The 24855-nt window shown below is 34.9% G+C and carries 21 protein-coding genes; 20 read left to right on the top strand and 1 reads right to left on the bottom strand.

What is annotated here, in order from left to right; genetic code table 11:
• Nucleotides 1–113: 113 nt before the first annotated feature.
• The 3 genes from ACFX5F_RS09555 (at nt 114) to metF (ending at nt 5121) form a co-directional block, all read left to right on the top strand.
• Nucleotides 114–1115 (top strand): homocysteine S-methyltransferase family protein, encoded by a 1002-nt coding sequence (locus ACFX5F_RS09555; protein ID WP_379851837.1) that lies wholly within the window; start codon nt 114–116, stop codon nt 1113–1115.
• Between the two features lie 170 nt (nt 1116–1285).
• Nucleotides 1286–3964 carry a methionine synthase gene (gene metH, locus ACFX5F_RS09550; protein WP_379851836.1) on the top strand — a complete coding sequence of 893 codons (2679 nt, stop codon included), beginning with the start codon at nt 1286–1288 and terminating at the stop codon, nt 3962–3964.
• A 200-nt stretch (nt 3965–4164) separates the two neighbouring features.
• Nucleotides 4165–5121: a methylenetetrahydrofolate reductase [NAD(P)H] gene (metF, locus tag ACFX5F_RS09545; RefSeq protein ID WP_379851835.1), complete on the top strand. Its 957-nt coding sequence runs from the start codon at nt 4165–4167 to the stop codon at nt 5119–5121.
• A 230-nt stretch (nt 5122–5351) separates the two neighbouring features.
• Here the strand turns inward: metF and gldA are convergent, their stop codons facing one another.
• Complete coding sequence (gldA, locus tag ACFX5F_RS09540) at nt 5352–6251, bottom strand: gliding motility-associated ABC transporter ATP-binding subunit GldA (RefSeq protein WP_379851834.1); 900 nt, start codon at nt 6249–6251, stop codon at nt 5352–5354.
• A gap of 153 nt (nt 6252–6404) precedes the next feature.
• Here gldA and ACFX5F_RS09535 point away from each other — a divergent pair, with 153 nt between their 5' ends.
• From ACFX5F_RS09535 to queA, 17 genes are all read left to right on the top strand, one after another.
• Nucleotides 6405–7655: a dicarboxylate/amino acid:cation symporter gene (locus ACFX5F_RS09535; protein ID WP_379851833.1), complete on the top strand. Its 1251-nt coding sequence runs from the start codon at nt 6405–6407 to the stop codon at nt 7653–7655.
• A gap of 364 nt (nt 7656–8019) precedes the next feature.
• Nucleotides 8020–8847 (top strand): prephenate dehydratase, encoded by an 828-nt coding sequence (locus ACFX5F_RS09530; RefSeq protein WP_379851832.1) that lies wholly within the window; start codon nt 8020–8022, stop codon nt 8845–8847.
• A gap of 51 nt (nt 8848–8898) precedes the next feature.
• A complete protein-coding gene (locus tag ACFX5F_RS09525) occupies nt 8899–10050 on the top strand; it encodes an aminotransferase class I/II-fold pyridoxal phosphate-dependent enzyme (protein ID WP_379851831.1) in 1152 nt (383 codons plus the stop codon).
• 67 nt (nt 10051–10117) lie between these two features.
• Nucleotides 10118–10975: a prephenate dehydrogenase gene (locus tag ACFX5F_RS09520; protein ID WP_379851830.1), complete on the top strand. Its 858-nt coding sequence runs from the start codon at nt 10118–10120 to the stop codon at nt 10973–10975.
• 70 nt (nt 10976–11045) lie between these two features.
• Nucleotides 11046–12128: a bifunctional 3-deoxy-7-phosphoheptulonate synthase/chorismate mutase type II gene (locus tag ACFX5F_RS09515; protein ID WP_073205684.1), complete on the top strand. Its 1083-nt coding sequence runs from the start codon at nt 11046–11048 to the stop codon at nt 12126–12128.
• Nucleotides 12129–12221: 93 nt separating this feature from the next.
• Nucleotides 12222–12872: a hypothetical protein gene (locus tag ACFX5F_RS09510; protein ID WP_379851829.1), complete on the top strand. Its 651-nt coding sequence runs from the start codon at nt 12222–12224 to the stop codon at nt 12870–12872.
• A gap of 154 nt (nt 12873–13026) precedes the next feature.
• Nucleotides 13027–14004, top strand: a complete 978-nt coding sequence (gene rsgA, locus ACFX5F_RS09505) for a ribosome small subunit-dependent GTPase A (protein ID WP_091173304.1) — start codon at nt 13027–13029, stop codon at nt 14002–14004.
• Nucleotides 14005–14070: 66 nt separating this feature from the next.
• Nucleotides 14071–15468 (top strand): AAA family ATPase, encoded by a 1398-nt coding sequence (locus ACFX5F_RS09500; RefSeq protein WP_379851828.1) that lies wholly within the window; start codon nt 14071–14073, stop codon nt 15466–15468.
• A gap of 5 nt (nt 15469–15473) precedes the next feature.
• A complete protein-coding gene (locus ACFX5F_RS09495; RefSeq protein WP_379851827.1) occupies nt 15474–16151 on the top strand; it encodes a DUF4276 family protein in 678 nt (225 codons plus the stop codon).
• Complete coding sequence (gene dtd / locus ACFX5F_RS09490; protein ID WP_379851826.1) at nt 16151–16603, top strand: D-aminoacyl-tRNA deacylase; 453 nt, start codon at nt 16151–16153, stop codon at nt 16601–16603. The genes ACFX5F_RS09495 and dtd overlap by 1 nt, the downstream gene beginning before the upstream one ends.
• A gap of 125 nt (nt 16604–16728) precedes the next feature.
• A complete protein-coding gene (locus ACFX5F_RS09485; protein WP_379851825.1) occupies nt 16729–17325 on the top strand; it encodes a Panacea domain-containing protein in 597 nt (198 codons plus the stop codon).
• Between the two features lie 3 nt (nt 17326–17328).
• Nucleotides 17329–17568 carry a hypothetical protein gene (locus ACFX5F_RS09480; protein ID WP_379851824.1) on the top strand — a complete coding sequence of 80 codons (240 nt, stop codon included), beginning with the start codon at nt 17329–17331 and terminating at the stop codon, nt 17566–17568.
• Between the two features lie 270 nt (nt 17569–17838).
• A complete protein-coding gene (locus ACFX5F_RS09475; protein WP_379851823.1) occupies nt 17839–21219 on the top strand; it encodes a type ISP restriction/modification enzyme in 3381 nt (1126 codons plus the stop codon).
• A 70-nt stretch (nt 21220–21289) separates the two neighbouring features.
• A complete protein-coding gene (locus ACFX5F_RS09470; protein ID WP_379851822.1) occupies nt 21290–21904 on the top strand; it encodes a transposase in 615 nt (204 codons plus the stop codon).
• A 59-nt stretch (nt 21905–21963) separates the two neighbouring features.
• On the top strand, nt 21964–22290 hold the full coding sequence (locus tag ACFX5F_RS09465; protein WP_379851821.1) for a nucleotide pyrophosphohydrolase: 327 nt from the start codon (nt 21964–21966) through the stop codon (nt 22288–22290).
• Between the two features lie 111 nt (nt 22291–22401).
• On the top strand, nt 22402–23625 hold the full coding sequence (gene aroA, locus ACFX5F_RS09460) for a 3-phosphoshikimate 1-carboxyvinyltransferase (RefSeq protein ID WP_379851820.1): 1224 nt from the start codon (nt 22402–22404) through the stop codon (nt 23623–23625).
• 161 nt (nt 23626–23786) lie between these two features.
• Nucleotides 23787–24836: a tRNA preQ1(34) S-adenosylmethionine ribosyltransferase-isomerase QueA gene (queA, locus tag ACFX5F_RS09455; protein WP_379851819.1), complete on the top strand. Its 1050-nt coding sequence runs from the start codon at nt 23787–23789 to the stop codon at nt 24834–24836.
• Nucleotides 24837–24855 lie beyond the last annotated feature (19 nt).

Here is a 24855-nt window from a genome sequence, read left to right as displayed (position 1 = left end):
TAAAAGGATTTTTACTTCAATCGGGGCTAAAGAGCTACTAGATTGAACTTTTGAAATTATTTAATCCATTAAAAGCTTTGCGCCTTTGCGTCTTTGCGAGCAAAAAAATAGATATGTCAAGCATTCAAGAAGCCATTAAAAAAAACATACTCATACTCGATGGAGCTATGGGAACGATGTTACAACGTTACAATTTTTCGGAAGAAGATTTTCGTGGAGAGCGTTTCAAAGATTTTCCACATTCCTTAAAAGGAAACAACGATTTATTGTCACTTACACAACCACAAGCTATCAAAGCAGTTCATGCAGCTTATTTTGTGGCGGGTGCAGATATCGTTGAAACCAATACGTTCTCAGGAACCACAATTGGTATGGCAGATTATTATCTGGAAGAATACGTTTATGAACTCAACTACGAATCGGCAAAAATAGCCCGTGAAGTAGCCGATGAATTTACTGCCAAAAATCCGGACAAACCTCGTTTTGTAGCAGGTTCAATAGGACCAACAAACAGAACGGCAAGTATGTCACCAGATGTAAACGACCCAGGTTATAGAGCCGTAACTTTTGATGATTTGCGTATTGCTTACAAACAGCAAGTAGAAGCCTTAATGGACGGCGGTTGCGATTTACTTTTGGTAGAAACTATTTTTGACACTTTAAATGCCAAAGCAGCACTTTTCGCGATTGAAGAAGTAAAAGACGAGCGTAATATCGATATTCCAATCATGGTTTCCGGAACAATTACCGATGCATCAGGAAGAACACTTTCAGGACAAACGGTGGAAGCTTTTTTGGTTTCGGTTTCGCATATTCCGTTGTTGAGTGTAGGTTTTAATTGTGCCTTGGGTGCCGATTTATTAAAACCATATTTGCAAACCTTATCACAAAATACTTCTTTTAACGTTTCGGCACATCCTAATGCAGGATTACCAAACGCATTTGGAGAGTACGACGAAACACCGGAACAGATGCAAGCTTTCATCAAAGAATATTTAGACGATAATTTAGTCAATATCATAGGCGGTTGTTGCGGAACAACCCCAGAACACATCAAGTTGATTGCTGATATTGCGAAAGATTATAAACCTAGAGTATCAACAGCAACAATGTAACCAAGAATGCCCGCGTGAGGGATAGCAGCGAAAAGCCCACAGCCTGACGAAGGAAGAGCGAGGACTTGCAGCGAATAGCCCGACCCTTTTTGGGTCACGCCCAAAATACTAATAAGTTATACGAAACCTACATGTTTGCTGAAATCGTGAAGGATCAAATAAAATAAAAAATGGCACAAGAAACTAGAAAAAACCTTGTATTATCGGGATTAGAGCCTTTAATCATTACGCCGGAAAGCGTTTTTGTGAATATTGGTGAACGTACGAATGTTACAGGTTCTAGAAAATTCCTTCGATTAATTAAGGAAGAAAAATACGAAGAAGCACTCAGTATTGCTAAAGAACAAGTGGAAGGTGGCGCACAAATCATCGATATTAATATGGATGAAGGAATGCTCGATGGCGAATATGCCATGACAAAATTCCTGAATTTGATCGCTGCCGAACCTGATATTTCTAGAGTTCCAATCATGATTGATAGCTCGAAGTGGGATATCATCGAAGCGGGTCTAAAAGTGGTACAAGGAAAGAGTGTTGTGAATTCCATTTCTTTAAAAGAAGGCGAAGAGCAATTTATTCATCATGCCAAATTAATTAAGCGCTACGGTGCTGCGGTAATTATCATGGCTTTTGATGAGGTGGGACAAGCGGATAATTACGAACGTCGAGTCGAAATTTGCCAACGGTCGTATGATATTTTGGTAAACAAAGTTGGTTTTCCTCCGCAGGATATTATTTTTGATTTGAATATATTTCCAGTGGCAACGGGAATGGAAGAACACCGCTTGAATGCTTTGGATTTCTTTAGAGGAACGAAATGGGTTCGAGAAAATTTGCCTCATGCACACATTAGTGGTGGAGTAAGTAATGTTTCGTTTTCGTTTAGAGGAAATGATACGGTTCGGGAAGCGATGCACTCGGTATTTTTATATCATGCGATTCAGCATGGTATGACGATGGGAATTGTAAACCCAGAGATGCTTTCCATTTATGATGAAATTCCAAAGGATTTATTAGAACACGTTGAAGATGTAATTCTAAACCGCCGTGATGATGCGACCGAAAGATTATTGGATTTTGCAGAGAATGTAAAAGGAGATGTAAAGAGTAATGAAAAAGCAGTTCAAGAATGGCGTTCGGGAACCGTTCAAGAACGAATTACACACTCACTTGTAAAAGGGGTCGATGCGTTTATAGAGATTGATGTTGAAGAAGCTCGATTAGCTGCTACAAAACCCATCGAAGTTATTGAAATTAACTTGATGACAGGAATGAATGTTGTTGGGGATTTATTTGGAAGTGGAAAAATGTTTTTACCTCAGGTTGTAAAGTCGGCGCGGGTAATGAAAAAAGCGGTGGCCTATTTGTTGCCTTACATAGAAGCTAGCAAACAAGCAGGTGACAAGCAAGGAAATGGAAAAATCCTTATGGCAACCGTAAAAGGGGATGTACACGATATTGGTAAAAATATTGTTAGCGTGGTGCTGGCGTGTAATAATTATGAGATTGTAGATTTGGGCGTAATGGTACCACCTGAAAAAATTATCGCAGCTGCCATTGAGCATAATGTAGATATTATTGGATTAAGCGGATTAATCACACCATCACTGGACGAAATGGTTTATCTCGCCAAAGAATTAGATAAACGAGGGCTGAAAATTCCGGTAATGATTGGTGGTGCAACGACTTCTCGTGCGCATACTGCCGTAAAAATTGCGCCTCAATATAGAGAAACGGTAATTCACGTAAACGATGCTTCGAGAGCCGTGACGGTTGCTGGAAGTTTATTAAACAAAGATAGAAAGATATACGCAAGCGATATTAGAGCGGAATATGATGCGTTTAGAGAAACATTTTTGAATCGTTCGCGTGATAAAAATTTCCTAACCATTGAGCAAGCACGTAAAAATAAATTGCAGTTGGATTGGGAGAATTTTACTCCTGTAAAACCAAATGTAATTGGAGAACAAACTATCGAAGTCGATTTGGATGTTTTAGTTCCGTATATTGACTGGACTCCATTTTTTAGAACATGGGAATTGTTCGGAAAATACCCTGCGATTTTAACGGATGAGGTAGTAGGAGAACAAGCAACGTCTGTTTTTGCAGATGCACAAGAAATGTTGGAAGTTATTTTGAGAGAAAAGAAACTAACCGCTAAAGGAATTTACGGAATTTTTCCTGCGAATCAAATCAACGATGATGATATTGAATTGAGTGATGAAAACGGAAAACCATTGCAGACATTCTTGACTTTACGTCAGCAATCGCAAAAAACTAAAGGAGCTCCAAACATCGCATTGGCTGATTTTATTGCTCCAAAAGACAGCGGAAAAAAGGATTATATGGGTGCATTTTGTGTAACCACCGGTTTTGGCGTTGATGAATGGGCGGCTGAATTCGAAAGAGATTTAGACGATTACAATTCAATTATGGTAAAAGCATTGGCGGACCGTTTTGCGGAAGCTTTCGCCGAATATTTGCACGAAAAAATCCGTAAAGAAATTTGGGGTTATTCGTCCGATGAAGCTTTGAGTACAGAGGCAATGATTGCTGAAGATTACAAAGGAATTCGTCCGGCGCCAGGGTATCCCGCTTGTCCAGACCATTTAGAAAAACCTACGATTTGGAAATTACTAAATGTAGAAAAAGAAATTGGTGTGACTTTAACGGAAAGTATGGCAATGTGGCCCGCTTCATCGGTTTCTGGATATTATTTTGGGAATCCGGAAAGTAAGTATTTTGGACTTGGAAAAATAAAAGAAGACCAAGTGATTGATTACGCTAAACGTAGAAGTGTTTCCACCGAAGTGGCAACGAAATGGTTGAATCCAAATATAGCGGACTAGCCCCCTAACCCCCAAAGGGGGAACTCCAATCTTTGTAAATAAAATTGGGGCTGGCAGAAATTATTCACTTAACATTCAACAAATTCAATTGTTTTGTCAACATAACAAAAAAAAATCTTGAAAAATTATATAATTATTAACCAAGTTGCGCTGTGTTTTATAGGCACGACTGTAATTCCCCCTTCGGGGGCTAGGGGGCTATGAAAGTAACACAGCATATAGAAGCAGCAAAAGAGAAAACATTATTCTCCTTCGAAATTATACCGCCTCAAAAAGGGAAAAGTATTCAGGAGTTATACGATAATATTGATCCGTTGATGGAGTTCAAACCGCCATTTATTGATGTAACCACTTCTCGCGAAGAATACATTTACGTAGATAAAGGGAATGGTTTGTTAGACAAGAGACTAACCAGAATGCGTCCTGGGACTTTGGGAATTTGCGCTTCCATAAAACATAAATATAACGTAGACACAATTCCGCACGTACTTTGCGGAGGCTTTACCAAAGAAGAAACCGAGTATTTATTGGTTGATTGTCATTATTTAGGTTTAGATAATGTAATGGCTTTGCGTGGTGATGCCATGAAGGACGAGCAATATTTTATGCCAAAAAAGGGAGGGAATGATTATGCTGTCGATTTGGTAAAACAAATCTATCAATTGAATCAAGGAAAATACCTGCATGATGTGATGGAAGTCGATAATAAAGCCAATTTTTGTATTGGAGTTGCGGGTTATCCTGAGAAACATTTGGAATCTCCTTCTTTGCAATCCGATTTAAAAAGACTGAAAGAAAAAGTGGATGCAGGAGCAGATTATGTGGTGACACAAATGTTCTTTGATAATGCTAAATACTTTGAATTTGTTGCCAAAGCCAGAGAAATGGGAATTACCGTTCCTATTATTCCGGGAATTAAGCCGATTGCTGTGCAAAGACATTTGCAAATATTACCTCAAATTTTCCGAATCGATTTACCCGAAGATTTAATTCAGGCTGTGGATCAGTGCAAAAATAATGCGGATATCAGACAAGTAGGAATAGAATGGGCGATTCAACAATCATTAGAGTTGAAAAAGGCCGGCGTTCCCGTGTTGCACTATTATTCTATGGGAAAATCAGAAAATATTCGTCAAATAGCGAGCAAGGTTTTTTAGGAGCTATTTCCAACTATTCGTTACAATCTTTTCTTGTCTCAAAAGACGAGACAAGAAAAGGATTTTCACTTCTATCTGGGCTAGGGATTTAATATTCCTCAATATCGTTAGTCCTTACAAATTCTCATTATTTTGTCATTCCGACGAAGGAGGAATCCCACATGATGAGATTCCTCCTTCGTCGGAATGACAAAACTGAGTTGTTTTATCTAAAATCAGTAATTTGAATACTACTCCTTTGTTATTTCTCTAAAAACAGCCTCCAAGTTTTTATTCTTCTGATTGAGTTGTAAGGTTTTCAAACCATTATCATGAGCAAAATCAAAAACTGCCGGACGCATATCTTTATCGGATACAAAAGTCAGTTCCCAGGAGAAATCATGAGTATTTTTATAATATTTTAAATGTGGAATCTTAGCAATGGCTTGTTCTTCTATTTTATAATCAAACTCTACTTCAATAATCTGTTCTTTGTCGGCAGAGATTAAGTTGTCGAGTTTTTTATCGGCAACTATTTTCCCGTTATTGATAATGATTACGCGGTCGCAAATGGCTTCCACTTCCTGCATAATATGTGTAGAAAGAAAAACGGTTTTGTCTTTACCTGCATTTTTAATTACGTTGCGTATTTCAATCAATTGGTTCGGATCTAAACCGGTAGTTGGTTCGTCCAGAATCAAAACATCGGGATTGTGCAATAAAGCGTTGGCAAGACCTACGCGCTGACGGTATCCTTTGGATAATTGCCCTATTTTTTTTTGACTTTCGGTCGTTAAACCAGTAAGCTGAATCACTTCTTCGATACGGGATTTCGCCACTTTATAGACATCAGCATTAAAAGCTAAATATTCCCTCACATACAAATCCAAATACAACGGATTGTGTTCGGGTAAATAGCCAATAGACAGCTGAACTGCCTTTTGTTGGGTGTTTACATCGTTTCCATTTACGATTGCTGAACCTTTGTCAGCATTAATATACGTTGTCAATATTTTCATTAAAGTCGATTTTCCAGCTCCATTTGGACCTAAAAAACCAACGATTTCTCCTTTTTTTATAGAAAACGAAATGTTATCCAATGCTTTTTGGGCACCATAACTTTTTGATATATTATTTACTTCTATTGACATGGAATATATTTTGTTACAAAAGTAAACAGAATAATCTTTGATTTATTAGTTTTCAGGGGACAATATCTAAAACTGTATTTTCAAAGCTTTAAAGTTTATAATGGTTGAGGTGTTTCTCAATTAGATTTATATATTTATAGAAAATTAAAAAACATGAATCAACAAAGCGGTAAGTCAAGTTTGTTTAAAACATACAGTAGCATCATTTGGTTACTATGCGGAATTATAGCCGGAAGTATATTAGGATTAGTTTTTGGAAAAGGTGTAGAAATCATCAAGCCATTAGGTGATATATTTTTAAATTTACTGTTTACAGCAATAATACCGTTGATCTTTTTTACCATCGCATCTTCGATTGCCAGTTTAGAAAAATCTGAGAAATTAGGAAAACTGTTTGTGATTGTTATTGGGGTATTTTTAAGTACCGTACTTATTTCTGCAATATTAATGATTATTGGAGTATTGCTTTTCCCCATTCATCAAGATATTATCATTTCAAAAATACCATTGGAAAGTATTCAAAGCGGCAATGCAGGATCACAAATTACCCAATTGCTTACCGCAGGTGATTTTTATGAATTGCTTTCTCGAAAAAGCATGTTGGCATTAATTATATTTTCCTTTTTAATTGGATTTGCCAGTTTACGTTCAGGGGAAAAAGGCGCCAGCTTTAGAGATTTTCTGAATTCTGGAAATGAAGTAATGAAACAATTGCTGCATTTGATAATGAAAACGGCTCCAATAGGATTAGGGGCTTACTTTGCGTATCAGGTTGGGATATTTGGACCGCAATTATTCGGAGCTTATGCTAAACCACTGGGACTTTATTATGCAGTATGTGCTTTCTATTTTGTTGTATTCTTTAGTTTATATGCATTTATTGCCGGAGGGAAAAGGGGGCTAAAAATATTTTGGGGAAATAATATCACACCGTCATTGACGGCTTTGGGAACTTGCAGTAGTATTGCGACAATTCCTGCTAATTTAGAGGCAACGGAGAAAATGAATATACCGTCACACATTCGCAATATTGCTATACCATTAGGAGCGCCTCTGCATAAAGACGGATCCAGTATGTCATCCGTTATAAAGATTGCTGTTATTTTTGCTATGTTTGGCAAGGATTTTACAGATCCACACACTTTACTGTTAGCTTTAGGAATCACAGTAATCGTTTCAGTGGTTGAAGGTGGAATTCCAAATGGCGGTTACATAGGAGAGATTTTAGCAATTACAATTTATGGTTTCCCGATGGAACAAGCATTACCGGCTGCTATGATTGTTGGGACTTTAGTGGATCCTATGGCTACTTTATTGAATGCCAATGGTGATGTCGTTTCATCGATGCTGATTACCAGAATTGCGGAAGGAAAAAGATGGCTTTCAGTTAAGATCGCTTCCTAATTGCTATTTTGAATCAAAATTAAAGGAAAAGTCATTTGGAAATCGGTAATAAACCATAAATTAAAAATCATTTATTTAAGTATTTGATAATAAAAAGGTTGTTTAACAAAGAATTCTTTTTTTGTTACGTAAAAAAATATTTTTTTTTGGGTCGGTTCGAAATAAGGCCTACATTTGCATTGTAATTATTAAGAACAACACACACAATCATGTCTCATAACCGTTTTTATTTTAGCAACACTTATTATTTCTTCTTTAGGAAGTAAGGGATTGTGCTATGGTTATTTGAAAAACAACAAACAAATAAAACTAATATACAATCCTGATGAAAATCAGGATTTTTTTTTGCTTAAAAGTTTAGAATATGAATGCAAAAATTGCAATACAAGGTATAAAAGGCTCTTTTCATCATCAAGTGGCACAAGAATATTATTATCAAAATGTTGAGGTAGATGAATGTTTGTCTTTTGAGGAATTGATTGATAGTCTAATGTCAGGCAAATCAAATCAGGCAGTTATGGCGATAGAAAATTCTATTGCGGGACCAATTATCCCTAACTACGCGTTGATTGATAAAAATAATCTGCACATTATTGGAGAGCATTATTTGGATATTCATCAAAATTTTATGGCTTTAAAAGGTCAAAAAATAGAAGATATCCTGGAAGTACATTCTCATCCAATGGCGTTGTTACAGTGTATGGAATTTTTGAAAAAGTATCCAAATATAAAATTAGTCGAAGATAAAGATACCGCTGAAACAGCCAGAAGAATTCATCAAAATCAGTTAAAAGGAATTGCGGCAATTGCGAGCAAAACAGCTTCTGAAATGTATGATTTAGAAATTTTGGCTCCGGAGATTCAGACGATAAATAATAACATGACACGATTTGTTATCATTAATAAAGCTGATAATTTTGTTTCTAAAAATGAAATAAACAGAGCTTCCATCAAATTTGAATTGGATCACAAACGCGGAAGTTTAGCGGCAGTTTTAAATGTAATGAGTGATTGTAAATTGAATTTAACTAAAATACAATCGTTACCAAAAATAGAAACGCCTTGGAAATATTCCTTTTTTGTGGATGTTACTTTCGAAAAATACGAAGATTATGCTAAGGCAAAAGCATTACTGACCATTATGGCAGAATACTTTAAAGTTTTAGGCGAATATAAAAATACAAAGCCTTAATTAGTCATAAAGTTGAAAGTCAAAAAGTCAAAAGAATTTTAAAATAGAAAAATGATTGCAACAGCGAAACGCCTCGATATAATTGAAGAATACTATTTCTCCTCAAAACTGAGAGAGGTGAGACAATTGGCTTCTGAAGGGAAACCAATTATCAATATGGGAATTGGAAGTCCAGATTTACAACCTTCACAAGCAGTTGTTGATGCAGTAGTGCAGGCGATGCAAGAAGAAAGTGCCCATCAATATCAAAGTTATCAAGGGTTACCGGAATTACGACAAGGTATGGCTGATTTTTATCAGAACTATTTTCAAGTAGTGTTGAATCCTGCCAACGAAATTTTGCCTTTGATGGGTTCCAAAGAAGGAATTATGCATATTTCACTGGCTTTTTTGAATGAAGGAGATCAGGTATTGATTCCAAATCCAGGTTACCCAACGTACACTTCGGTGACGAATTTAGTAGGAGCAATTCCAGTTTATTATGACTTAAAAGAAAATAATAACTGGGAGCCGGATTTTGAAGCTTTGGAAAAACTGGATTTGTCGAAAGTGAAAATCATGTGGATTGGTTATCCGCACATGCCAACAGGAGCAAGAGGAAGTTTGCAGTTGTTTGAAAAATTGGTGACTTTCGCCAAAAAGCACAACATTTTGTTAGTCAACGACAATCCATATAGTTTTGTTTTGAATGACAATCCAATGAGTTTGTTGCAAGTGGAAGGAGCAAAAGAAGTAGCATTAGAATTGAATTCTTTGAGTAAAACGTTCAACATGGCAGGCTGGAGAGTTGGGATGGTTTTAGGAAATGCAGCATGTATTGATGCTGTTTTAAAAGTAAAAAGCAACATGGATAGCGGAATGTTTTACGGGATTCAAAAGGGAGCAATTGAAGCTTTGAAAAGTGACAAGACTTGGTTTGAATCGATGAATTCTATTTATAGAAAACGCAGAATTCTTACCGAGCAATTGGCTGAAAAATTAGGTTGTAAAGTATATAAAGAAGGAGTTGGATTATTTGTTTGGGCAAAATTGCCGGACGGAATTACATCGGCAGAGAAATTCATTGATGAAATTTTATATGACAAATCTATTTTCATTACACCGGGAACCATTTTTGGTTCTAATGGAGAAGGATACATCCGATTTGCACTTTGTGTAAAAGAGGAAAAAGTACAAGAGGCTATAGAAAGATTTAGGAATTAGGATTTTTTGATTTAGGAATTCAAATTAATCCTAATTCGAAAATCCCAAATCCCAAATAATATAAAATATGAAAATATACGTAATAGGAATAGGATTGATAGGCGGTTCGATGGCATTGGACATTAAAACGTTGCATCCGGAAGCCAAAATTTATGGAATTGATAACAACGAAAGTCATTTGGCGGAAGCCATTGCTTTAGGAGTTGTTGATGAAGGCGCAGCATTTGATGATTTAGTTGACGCAGACTTTGTAATTGTGTCTGTTCCGGTTGATGTAGCGCTGACGGTTTTGCCAAGAGTCTTGGATAGTATTGGTGATACTACGATTGTTTTTGAAGTTGGGTCCACCAAAATGCCCATTTGCGAAGCAGTAGCCAATCATCCTAAAAGAAGGAATTTTATAGCAACGCATCCTATTGCAGGAACGGAATTTTCAGGTCCATCGGCAGCGATAAAAGGATTGTTTCAGGGGAAGACGAATATTATTTGTGAGGTAGAGAAAACAACTTTCAAATTGCAGGAAAGAGCATTACAACTTTTTACCGCGATGGGAATGAGGATTCGTTATATGGATCCAAAATCACATGACAAACATATTGCTTACGTGTCGCATTTGTCACATATTAGTGCTTTCATGCTGGGAAAAACGGTTATCAATAAAGAGAAAGATGAACAGGATATTTTTGATATGGCCGGTTCCGGTTTTGAAAGTACGGTTCGTTTAGCTAAAAGTTCACCAGCAATGTGGACACCTATTTTTAAACAAAACAGGAAGCAGGTCGTAAAAACATTAGAAGAGTATATTTCTAATTTGTCAAAATTTAAAGAACTATTAGAAAAAGAAGATTACGATGCGATTTACAATGAAATGGAGAGTGTAAATAAAATAAAAGAAATATTGAACGGAATGAACGTGAAAAAATAATCAGTGTTCAGTCGTAATTAAAATTAAAAAGAACAACACAAAAAACTAAAAAAAAATAAAATTAGAAAAGATGGAAAACAAGAAAGAAATGAGAAATTGGTTGAATGAATTCAATTTAACTCACCCATTTGTTATCGCAGGACCTTGTAGTGCTGAAACAGAAGAACAAGTATTGAAAATTGCTCATGAATTGAAAGATTCAGATGTAAGTGTTTTTAGAGCTGGAATTTGGAAACCAAGAACACGTCCGGGAGGATTTGAAGGTGTTGGTGAAATAGGTTTGAAATGGTTGAAAAAAGCAAAAGAAGAAACTGGATTGTTAATGGGAACGGAAGTGGCAAATGCTGCTCATGTAAAATTAGCTTTGGAATATGATATCGATGTATTGTGGATTGGTGCAAGAACGACAGTAAATCCATTTGCTATGCAAGAAATTGCAGATGCTTTAGCAGGAACTAAAAAAATTGTATTAGTAAAAAACCCGGTAAATCCAGATTTATCTTTGTGGTTGGGTGGAGTGGAGCGTTTGTACAATGCAGGAATCGAAAAACTAGGGGTGATTCACAGAGGTTTCTCTACTTACGAGAAAACAAAATACAGAAACATTCCAGAATGGCAAATTGCTATCGAATTGCAAAATAAATTCCCTGATTTACCTCTAATCATCGATCCGTCTCACATTACAGGAGATCGCAATATGATTCTTGAAGTAACGCAAGAAGCACTTGATTTGAATTATGACGGTATGATTATCGAGACACATTATGATCCGGACAATGCGTGGAGTGATGCTGCACAACAAGTGACACCAACTGCTTTGAAACAAATTTTTGTAGATTTGAAAGTAAGAAAAGTAAATGATGTATCTGAAGAGTTTACTCAAAAGATGACGAAATTGAGAACGAATATCGACATCTTGGATGAAAATTTATTAGACTTATTAGGAAAACGTATGAAAGTGGCGGATGAAATTGGTCAAGTAAAAAAAGACGCTAACGTTGCCATTCTTCAAAACACACGTTGGAATGAAATACTAGGTAAAATGATTCTTGAAGGAGAGAAAAAAGGATTGACTGAAGAGTTTGTGCTAAAAATGTTCAAAGCGATTCACCAGGAAAGTATTGGTCACCAGGAAAAAGTGCTGAATAAGTAATTGATTTAAGCAAATAATTTATTTATTAAAACCTACAATTTATTTGTAGGTTTTTTTTGTATTATTGCGACAACCTAAAATCAATTTATTATTATGAAAAGAATTACTTTACTGCTTATCTGCTTGTTGTCGACAACGCTAATGTTAGCACAATTTGAAGGAGCAAAACAAATTTTTGAATCGCCAAAATTAGTTCAGTTAACTGCAGAACACAAAACAGTGGCAATATTGCCTTTTAAAGCATCGATCTCGTATAAAAGATTGCCTAAAAATTTTGATGCGCAGACAAATAGAGATGAAGAAACAAAACTAGGCTCTAACTTGCAATCCGGAATGTATACTTATCTTTTGAGAAAATCAGATGATTATACGGTTACTGTTCAGGATATTGAAAGAACAAATGTTCTTTTGAAACAAAGTGCAGTTTATGATAAAATTGACGAAATGACTCCGGATGCACTTGCTAAAATTTTAGGTGTTGATGCAGTAATCAAATGTGGTTACGCTTATGAAAAAACCAGTAGTGAGGGATTAGCACTTGCAAAAACACTTTTAATTGGTTTTGGAACGGGAAAAGTAGCCAGTGGAGAAATGACTATGAATGTTTACAACGGTACGGATGGGGATTTGCTTTGGAGATTTTATAAAGAGATGAATGAAGATGTAATGAGCTCAGCAAATGCTGTCATGGAAAGAATGATGAGAAAAGTGGGGCGAAATTTCCCTTATCAAGTTAAAAAATAAGGGATCTATATTTCAGTAGTATTCTTGAAAATCAATTTCCATAGCTTTAAATTTAAAGTTGTGGGGATTTTTTATTTATAGGGTAATCTTAAAAACTATAAACTTTATCTTCAACTGTCGGGATAAACTTAAAACAAAAATTTACCTTTGCACCATGACAGGACTAGTTTACAAATCTACAGGAAGTTGGTACACCGTAAAATCAGAACAAGGTGATTTTATAGAATGCCGTATGAAAGGGAAATTCCGTATAAAAGGAATCAAAAGCACCAATCCTATTGCTGTAGGTGATATTGTAGATTATGAACTTGAAGAATCGTCCGATACCGTTACAGGAACTATTCATAAAATTCATGACAGGAAGAATTATATCGTTCGAAAATCAGTGAATTTATCACACCAAATGCATATTATTGCGTCTAATATTGATCGGGTTTTCTTGCTAGTTACGATAAATAATCCGCCAACGACTTTTAATTTTATTGACCGTTTTCTGGTTACTGCCGAAGCGTATGGAATTGAAACGATACTGGTTTTTAATAAAATTGATACTTTTGATGATGCCACGCTGGATGAACAATTGTACATGCAACATGTGTATCAGGAAATAGGGTATAAGTGTTTGCGCGTTTCTTCGACAGAAATGAAAGGAATTGAGGAATTGAAAGCAATGATGATTGGTAAAGTGAGCATGTTCTCCGGACATTCCGGTGTTGGAAAATCGACTTTGGTAAATGCTATGGAACCTTCTTTACATCTAAAAACAAAGACAATTTCTGAAGCAAGCAAGCAAGGACAACACACGACTACTTTTGCCGAGATGTACGATTTGTCTTTTGATGCTAAAATTATTGATACGCCAGGTATCAAAGGTTTTGGAATTGTCGATATGGAAAAAGAAGAGATCAGCGGTTATTTCCCAGAATTTTTCAAACTGAAAGAGCAGTGTAAATTCAATAATTGTTTGCACAAGGACGAACCGCATTGCGCCATCAAAGCAGCTTTAGAAAAAGATGAAATCGCATGGTCCCGCTATAGAAGTTATCTTAAAATACTGGAAGGTGATGATGAAAATTACCGTACAGATATTCATAATGAAGATAGAATTATAAGTGATAAAACAAGGGAATAAATAAGGGAGCGTTAAACAACTAATTACAAATTAATTGTACTATTTTTGAATAAATAATTTCACAATATGATTACCTATCTTAAAATAAATGGATTTAAATCTTTCTATAATTTTGAAATGGAATTTACGCCATTTACAGTAATTGCTGGTGCAAATGCTTCTGGAAAAAGTAATTTATTTGATGCACTAACTTTATTGTCTAGACTTGCTGAATCTGATAATCTTAAAAGAGCTTTTAATGAGCAAAGAGGCGAATTTATTGAATTATTTACACAATACGGAGATGACAAATTTGCTTCAGAAATGGAATTTGTTGTAGAAATGTTAGTAAACAAAAATATAAAAGATGCTTGGGGTAATGAGGGTAAATTAAAATATACTCGATTAAGGTATGAATTGTCAATTAAGAGAATAACAAATTCATCAGGAATAGAAGATTTATTAGTTTCAAAAGAAAATTTAATTAAATTAAATCATCAGGAAGACAAATGGATTAATTTAATATCAAAAAAGACATTAGCGTTTTGGAGACCTAAAGTAGTTACAGGAAAAAGGGGGATTCCATATATTCAAACTGAAACTGAAAATAATTTACCTACCGTTTTAGTTTCACAAGACGGAACGACTGGTAATAAAAGAAGATTTCCTTTAAGTAATGCAACAAGAACAGTTTTAAGTAGTTTTGATACAGTTGATTTTCCACACGTTTTAGCCGCAAAAGAAGAAATGAAAAGCTGGAAATTTTTGCAATTAAATCCTGAAGATTTGCGTCAAGCAACTAGTAAAAATAACGGAGAAGATACCATATCTACAAGCGGAAAAAATTTAGCTGCTGCGTTGTATCGTATTAAGCAAGAAGACAAATATGTTTTAAAAGAAATTTCAAGAAAACTTAATAAATTTTTACCGAACTTCATTGAGGTTGATGTAATAGATGATAAAGAAAATAAACAATTTTTAATAAAACTAAAAGATGTTGAGAAAAAAGAATTTTCGTCACGAGTTTTATCTGAAGGAACTTTAAGGATTTTGGCATTGTGCATTTTAGAATTTGATGATAAGCATACAGGTTTGCTTTGTTTCGAAGAACCAGAAAATGGTATTCATCCATTTAGAATTAAAGCAATGACTGAATTGTTAAAAGATTTGAGTGTCGATTTTAATCAAGAAGAAACTCCTTTACGTCAAGTGATTGTAAACACACATTCGCCTGTTTTGGTTGGTAATATGATGAAGTGGCAAAACGACACGAATGTAAGTATTTGGTATGCTCAAATGAGAAATACAATTACGGAAATAAACAAGACTAGATTAAAAATTAGTACAACCAAAATAAGTAGAGTGATAAAAGATAATAGTTTGCAACAACTTCATTTGGTTTTTTCTGAACAAGACAGAAAATTAACCTTAGCAATTGTAAATGATTATTTGCAAACTGCTGAATTTGAAGATAACATTATTTAATATTTATGAGTAATTTTATTTTAACTGGGTTGTTTACCGAAGGAACTACAGATAATAGATTTTTGGAAAGTGTTGTGAAAAGAACTTTAGAAGAAGTTGCTTTCGATTGCACAGGAGATATAGATGTAGAACTAGAAATAATTAAGATTGATAAAAAAGATTTGAGTTTTAGTGATCAAGTATTAGAAGCTTCAAAGTCTGCTTTTGAAAAATTTAGCATCTTATTATTATTTGTTCACACAGATTCAGACGATACAAATGATGAATTAATTTTTACATCAAAAATTGTTCCTGCCCAAAAAAGGCTTTCAGATCAAGATGGCAGTTCTTATTGTAAAGAAATGATTGCTATCGTACCAATTCATATGACTGAAGCTTGGATGATTGCAGACAGAGAGCTCTTGAAAAGTGAAATTGGTATTGATAAAACCGATGCAGAATTAGGAATTCATTTAAATCCTGAAAGATTAAAAAATCCTAAAAATATAATCGAAGAAATAATCCGTTTGTCTAAAGAAGATTTAACTAAGAGGAGAAGAAATAATGGTTTAAATATTTCTGATTTGTACCAAATTATGGGTCAAAAAGTTGAATTGTCAGAATTAGAAAAATTACCGTCTTATTTGAAATTTAAAAATTCCTTGATAATAAAACTTAAAGAATTGAATTTTTATCATAAATAATGAAAGTTGTAATTCAAAGAGTTTCTTCCGCCTCAGTAACCATCGACAATAAAATCGTAGCCGATATCCAAAAAGGATTATTGGTTTTAGTTGGAATTGAAGATTTAGACAATCAAGAAGACAGTAAATGGCTGGCTTCAAAAATAGCCAACATACGTATTTTTGGAGATGAGAATGACGTGATGAACTTATCTATTGCAGCTATTGATGGCGATATTATTGTGGTAAGCCAATTTACACTTCATGCTTCTACCAAAAAAGGAAATCGTCCTTCCTATATCAAAGCATCAAAACCAGAAATAGCCATTTCATTATATGAAAATTTTGTACTGCAGTTAGAAACAGAATTGGGTAAAAAAGTACAAACTGGCGTTTTTGGTGCAGATATGAAAGTACTTTTGCTGAATGATGGTCCTGTAACGATCGTAATTGACAGTAAAAATAGAGAGTAAGTTTTGCTGGAATTGAACCAATTATTTGTATATTTACTCTAATGCTAAAATAAATCGCATTATCTTTGCACCCTGATTAAAATTTATGTCTCTGAAAATGAATGCATTAATTAATCATTTTAATTATGATAGCTAACAATAAATATTCTCGAAATCAAATTGATAAATTAGGTAATGCTTTAATTTATTTGATTGAAAATATGGGTATTCTTCCAAAGACAAGTTTGTTAAAACTGATTTATATTTTGGATGAATACTCCGTTAAAAAGAGAGGGTTTCCTATGTTTAATTTGCAATATGAAATTTGGAAATATGGCCCTGTTTGTCAAGATTTATATATAGAGTTTAACGATGGGGCTTCACTTTTAAAAGATTATATTAAATCTGAAGTTATTGAGAATGCAACGCATATTTCTCCTGTAAACAGTTTCAATGATGATGAATTTTCAGATTCTGATATCGCAATTTTAGACTCAATCGTTACGACCTTTTCAGGAAAAAACGCCAATTATTTAGTAGATTATACACATCAAAAAAATTCACTTTGGTACACAACTGCTTCAAAAAATGGAGTGCTTGAAGCCTTGTTGAATGAAGAAATCAATGCCACCGATTATAAAATTGATTTTGCGGATTTAGTTGCTCACGATGAAAATAAAGTAGCATTCTACCACGACCATTTAGAATTTTTAAACTTTACGGCATCTTTAAATCAAAGATAAAAGATGTTCGAAAAAGGAAATCTGTTTTATCTTAAAGATTATATTTTTAAAAACGGGAACGAGCCAAAAAACAAATTTTTTCTAGTTTTAAAAACCATTGAAAATGGTTTTATTGCGGCTATTTTGCCTACAAAAGTAGAATCACTACCTGCTAATATTGGAAAAATTCACGGTTGTATTTCTTTTCCTGAAAAAATGTATTTGTTGCTATTATATTCCCAAAGACATAATTGTAACGGATAAAGGATTTTCTTTTCAATTGGATACTTACTTGTATGCTCAATATGTTTTTGATGAAACAGAAACCAATTTATTTTCAACCTATCAAATTGAGGATATTGAATTTAAAGGAAAATTAATTGAAGGTGAATTTGAGAAAATCATTCAATGTTTTTCAAATTCCGCATTACTTCCTAGGAAATTCAGAAAAGACCAATTTAAATTATAAGAAACACCTCACTGAAGGTGTTTTTTTAGGTTCCAATTCTTTACATTTGTTCAAATACAACTGAGATGACCTTAGAACAATACATTCAAAATATAAATTCCGCATACAAAAGAGGAAACGCAACAGAACATACCTATCGTGGGGATTTAAAGCAACTCATTGAAAGTATTGTAACGGATATTGCCGCAACTAATGAACCTAAACGCCAACAATGCGGAGCTCCGGATTATATCATCACCAAAAAAGATATTCCGATTGGTTTTATTGAAGCCAAAGATATTGGCGACAAAGATTTATCGGGTGCAAAGAAAACGGGAAACAAAGAACAATTTGATCGCTATAAAAATTCGCTAAACAATTTAATTTTTACCGATTACTTAGATTTTCATCTTTATATCGATGGTGTTTTTATAACAAAAATTGCCATAGCCGTCCTTCGACAAGCTCAGGATGACAATAAAATGGAAATCGTTCCTTTACCGGAAAACTTCACTGCTTTTACGAACCTCATTAAAGATTTTTGTATTCACAGTAGTCAATCTATAAAAAGTTCCAAGAAACTGGCAGAAATGATGGCGGGAAAAGCCCGATTGTTATCGGATGTGATTGAACAAGCTTTGACTTCTGACGAAAATAATAGTGAAGACAGTACGTTGAAAGACCAAATGAACGCTTTCAAAGAAATCTTAATTCATGATATTACTCCCAAAGGGTTTGCCGATGTCTATGCCCAGACCATTGCATACGGTATGTTTGCCGCGAGATTGCACGACCCAACGTTACCTACTTTTTCCAGACAAGAAGCAGCTGAATTAATTCCGAAATCAAATCCTTTTTTACGAAAACTCTTTGGCTACATCGCAGGACCGGATCTTGACGACCGTATCAAATGGATTGTAGATTCTTTGGTGGATATTTTCTTGGCATGTAATGTGGAACAAATCTTGAAAAATTACGGAAAATCAACTAAAATGGAAGATCCAATCATTCATTTTTATGAAACGTTCCTGAGCGAATACGATCCGAAATTACGAAAAGCACGAGGCGTTTGGTACACACCAAAACCTGTAGTCAATTTTATCGTTCGTGCCGTTGATGATATCTTGAAAACGGAGTTCGATTTGCCGCAAGGTTTGGCCGACAATAGCAAGACCAAAATAAAAATTGACCTTCAAGGTAAAAAAGTAGATCAAGAGGTGCATCGCGTTCAAATTCTGGATCCGGCAACGGGAACCGGAACTTTTTTGGCGGAAGTAGTCAAACACGTTCACAAAAAATTCAAAGGACAACAAGGCGTTTGGAGCAATTATGTAGAAACGCATTTATTGCCCCGATTGAACGGATTTGAGTTATTGATGGCGAGTTACGCTATGGCGCATTTGCAAATGGATTTATTGCTAACCGAAACAGGTTACACTCCCCTCTCGAGAGGGGCTGGGGGTGTGTCACAACGGTTGAAAATATATCTCACCAACTCTCTTGAAGAAAGTCATCCGGATACTGGAACGTTATTTGCCAATTGGTTGAGTTCCGAAGCCAATGAAGCCAATTTCATCAAACGTGACACTCCCGTAATGTGCATTATTGGAAATCCTCCGTATAGTGGCGAAAGCAACAACAAAGGCGAATGGATTATGAAATTGATGGAAGATTACAAAAAAGAACCGGGCGGAAAGGAAAAACTGAAAGAACGAAACCCAAAATGGATTAATGATGATTATGTGAAATTCCTGCGCTACGGACAACATTATATCGAGAAAAATGGCAGCGGAGTTTTGGCATTCATCAACCCGCACGGATTTCTGGACAATCCCACATTTCGCGGTATGCGTTGGAATTTATTGAAAACCTACGACAAAATTTATACGATAGATTTGCATGGTAATGCTAAGAAAAAAGAAACGGCTCCTGATGGTTCAGCGGATGTCAATGTATTTGATATTGAACAAGGAGTTTCTATTAATGTTTTTGTGAAAACAGGAAAGAAAAAAACTAACGAATTAGGACAAGTTTTTCATTATGATTTGTTTGGAAAACGAGAATTTAAATATGATTTCCTTTCTGAAAACTCATTGAAAAGTATTAATTACAAAGAATTACCGAGTGTTGCGCCAAATTATTTTTTTGTTAACAAAAATTTTGATCAACAAACGGATTACGATAAAGGTTTTGTAATAAATGAATTATTTCAAATTAGTTCAGTTTCGATTGCAACTTCGAGAGATGGATTTGTAATTTCAATGGATAAATCTGAATTAATAAAAAGAATTAATCATTTTTGTGACATTAACAAATCGGATGATCAAATATATTTAGAATTAAACTTAAAAGACAATAGAGATTGGAAATTACCTTCAAAAAGAAAACTAATAATAAACGACAATGATAGATTATTAAAAGTTACTAAAATAGATTACAGATTATTTGATAAGAGAGAAATATTTTATCATAAAGACGCTATTGATTTTGGCAGGGAAAACGTAATGAAACATATGTTAAATGAAAATATTTGTCTTATTTCAAATCGTCAATGCAGATTAGAAAGTTATCAACATATATTTATATCAAAAAGCATTACCGATCTTCACATAATGGAAACTGCTAATGCTTGCCCAAATCATTTCCCATTATATCTTTATCCTGAAACGAATGGACAACAACAATCCCTGTCAGGGTTCCAAACCCTGACAGGGTTGAAAGAACCTACCGATGGACAACAACAATCCCGGTTGAAAGAACCTACCAATGGGCAACAACAATCCCTGACAGGGTTGAACGAACCTACCGAGATTTTAAAAAGGATCCCCAATCTTAACGCAGAAATCGTCAATCAAATCGCCAAACAATTAGGCTTGACTTTTGTTGCTGAAAAAGAACCAGAAGGCAATGTTTGTATGGCAAATAATTCCGAAGTTCGTCCTGAATTCAGAGAAACGTTTGCGCCAATTGATATACTGGATTATATTTATGCCGTCTTGCATTCGCCAACTTACAGAGAGAAATACAAAGAATTTTTAAAGATCGATTTTCCTAAAATCCCATATCCAAAAGACACAAAAATCTTTTGGGAATTGGTCGAATTAGGGTCACAAATCCGAGAAATTCATTTGCTGGAAAGCGCAACAGTAGAAGAATTTATTACAGAGTTTAATATTGACGGCGATTGTGTGGTAAACAAACCACGATTTGAAATTAGCCCTAACAGGGTTCAAAACCCTGTTAGGGTTGGAATGGTCTGGATCAACGAAACCCAATATTTCGACAACGTTCCCGAAGTAGCTTGGAATTTCTACATTGGCGGTTATCAACCCGCTCAAAAATGGCTCAAAGACCGTAAGGAACGCAAACTGGAATTTGACGATATTGCACATTATCAAAAAATCATAGTAGCACTAAATGAAACGGACAGATTGATGAAAGAAATAGAAAAAATAGAGATAGAGTAGGCAGTATTTCATCCCAACCCTAACAGGGTTCGAAACCCTGTTAGGGTTAAAATTTAAAAGAAATAGTAACATGGAAATAAAACAACCCATAGTTCACGGGAATTACTACCACATTTATAATCGTGGTAATAACGGAATTGATATATTTCTTGAAAACGAGAATTACTATCATTTTCTTCGGTTGTATGCTAAATACATAGAACCTATTGCCGAAACGTATGCATGGTGCTTGTTGAAAAATCATTTTCATATCTTGGTGCGAATCAAAGAAAAACTTGAAATAGAACAAAATGAATTAACTTACACCACAACCGAAAAACCAAAAACCATTGACCCATCAAGACAGTTTTCGCATTTATTCAACGCTTATACGCAAGCTATAAATAAACGTCATAATAGAACTGGAAGTTTATTTGAAACAACTTTTGAAAGAAAATTAGTTGCTTCGGAAATGTATTTTCAACAATTGATTTTTTACATACATAACAATCCAGTACATCACGGTTTTGTAAAACAAATGAGTTTGTATCCTTGGTCGTCTTATGAAACCATAATTTCGAATAAACCGACTAAACTTAAAAGAAAGGAAGTTGTTGAATTATTCGGCGATGCAGAAAAATTTATTTTTTTTCACAATCAACAACAAAATTTAAACGAAATCAATGATTTAATAATCGAATATTAATCTTTACGATCAACCCTGTCAGGGTTCAAAACCCTGACAGGGTTTAAAATTACAACACCATGAACCTAAAAAATTCCCAACAAGACGTTGACACTTGGATAAAAGAACACGGCGTTCGCTACTTTAACGAATTGACGAATATGGCACAACTTACGGAAGAAGTAGGTGAAGTGGCTCGAATCATCGCTCGACGTTACGGAGAACAATCCGAAAAAGAATCGGATAAAAACAAAGATCTTGGCGAGGAATTAGCTGATGTTGTTTTCGTGGTTTTATGTTTGGCAAATCAAACCGGAATCGATTTGCAGGCTGCTTTTGACAAAAAGATGGATTTGAAATCTATTCGTGACAAAGACCGTCACAAAAACAACGAAAAACTCAAATAAATTATGAATTATAAATTATGAATTATAAAGGAGGAGTGGTAAATTGCGCCCCAAAGTATTTGAGTAGAAAGCCGAAGCTAAAACTCATAATTATAACACATAATTAAAAACATGAATTTACTGTTACAATCTTCCCAATCTAATTTACAAGCTCAAATTGCAGTTACCGGCTCAAAAAGTGAAACCAACCGACTATTATTATTACAAGCGTTGTTTCCCAATATTACTTTGGCCAATACTTCGAACTCAGATGATAGTGAAGTGATGCAAAAAGCATTGAAAGGAAATGAGGAAATAGTTGACATTCATCATGCGGGAACCGCGATGCGTTTTCTAACGGCTTATTTTGCGGTAAACGAGGGCCGAGAAGTGGTCTTGACTGGTTCACAAAGAATGACAGAGCGTCCAATAAAAGTTTTAGTGGAAGCATTGCAACAATTAGGTGCGCAAATCTCTTATGAAAATGAAGTTGGTTATCCGCCTATTCGAATCAAAGGACAAAAAATCACGACCTCTAAAGTTAACATTCCTGCAAATGTAAGCAGTCAATACATATCAGCATTGTTACTAGTGGCGCCAAAATTGGAAAATGGTATCGAAATCACTTTAGGAGGTGAAATCACATCCATTCCTTATATCAAAATGACCTTGGCTTTATTGAATGATTTAGATGTTAAAACCAGTTTTGAAGGAAATGTAATTACGGTTTATCCAAAACAAGAAGTGGAATCGAAAGTAATGACCGTGGAATCCGATTGGAGTTCTGCTTCGTACTTTTTTAGTTTGGCTGCTGTAGCTGATAATGCAGCTATTTCATTGACGAGTTATAATGAAACTAGTTTGCAGGGAGATTCGGCTTTGGTTGAAATCTACAAGCAAATGGGTATTGATACACATTTTGATGGAAACAAAATGACTTTGGTTAAACAGTCTAACTTTAAACCTGAAACTGTAAATTTTGAATTAAATAATACTCCGGATATAGCCCAAACCATAGTGGTTACTTGTCTTGGATTAGGAATTGGCTGCCATCTTACAGGACTTCATACCTTGAAGATTAAAGAAACTGATAGACTGGAAGCACTGCGAATTGAGCTGACAAAACTTGGGGCGAATATTTCGGTGACTAACGATAGTTTGACGCTTGTGGCTTCAAACAATATCAATCATAATGTAACAATCGCAACTTATAACGATCACCGAATGGCGATGGCATTTGCACCTTTGGCCTTGAAAGTGCCAATAATCATCGAAAATGCGGAAGTAGTTTCAAAGTCCTATCCTGATTTTTGGAGTGATTTAAAAAGTCTAGGCATCGAAATTTCAGAAAAATAGCAGTTGTAAACACTAGTGAATCAGCCACTTTTGAAAATAAACAGCAAAACACTTGACAACGCCTATCTCACAATCGTATATTTGCAAACGATTTAGAATTTTGCCGTCCTGAGAGAAGTTGAAGGACATAAATTATAAGTCATAACTCATAAATTTTTTAAATGAAATTATCACATTTTCAATTCGATTTACCAAAAGAACTTCTTGCCGAATATCCAGCTGAAAACAGAGACGAATCTCGTCTAATGGTTATTGATCGTAAGAAGGGAACTATAGAACATAAAATGTTCAAAGACGTTATCGATTATTTTGATGACGGAGATGTTTTAATTCTGAATAATACTAAAGTTTTTCCAGCGCGTTTGTATGGAAATAAGGAAAAAACTGGTGCAAGAATCGAAGTTTTTTTACTTAGAGAGTTAAACTCTGAGCAAAGACTTTGGGATGTTTTAGTTGATCCGGCCCGTAAAATCAGAATTGGAAACAAATTATATTTTGGGGATGATGATTCATTAGTTGCTGAAGTAATTGACAATACAACCTCTCGTGGACGAACATTGCGTTTTCTTTACGACGGTTCTTATGAAGAATTCAGAAATAAATTAACGGAACTTGGAGAAACTCCAATCCCAAAATACATTTCAAGAGACGTAACGCCGGAAGATGCGGAACGTTACCAAACAATATATGCAAAAGAAGAAGGAGCAGTGGCAGCACCAACAGCAGGTTTGCATTTTTCTAAAAATCTATTAAAAAAATTAGAGATCAAAGGAATTAAATTTGCCGAAGTTACGCTTCACGTAGGTTTAGGAACTTTCAATCCAGTTGAGGTAGAAGATTTATCGAAACACAAAATGGACTCTGAGGAATTGAAAATAACTCAAGAAGCGTGTGATATTGTGAATGAAGCCAAAGCTAAAAAGAAACGTATTTGTACCGTAGGAACTACTTCTATGCGCGCCGTTGAAAGTTCAGTGTCCTCACATAACACCTTAAATCCTTTTGATGGATGGACAAATAAATTTGTTTTTCCTCCTCATGATTTCACAATTCCAACGTGCATGATTACTAATTTTCACACACCAAAATCAACTTTATTAATGATGGTTTCAGCATTTTGCGGACACGATTTAATGAAAAAAGCATATGCAGAAGCTATCAAAGAAGGATACAAATTCTATTCTTACGGAGATGCCATGTTGATTATCTAATCTGCCCCGCAACTTCGGG

Source organism: Flavobacterium zhoui (assembly GCF_042787235.1).
Taxonomy (GTDB): domain Bacteria; phylum Bacteroidota; class Bacteroidia; order Flavobacteriales; family Flavobacteriaceae; genus Flavobacterium; species Flavobacterium zhoui.
Note: the sequence above shows the minus strand (reverse complement) of the source record. Positions and strands in the feature narration are given on the sequence as shown.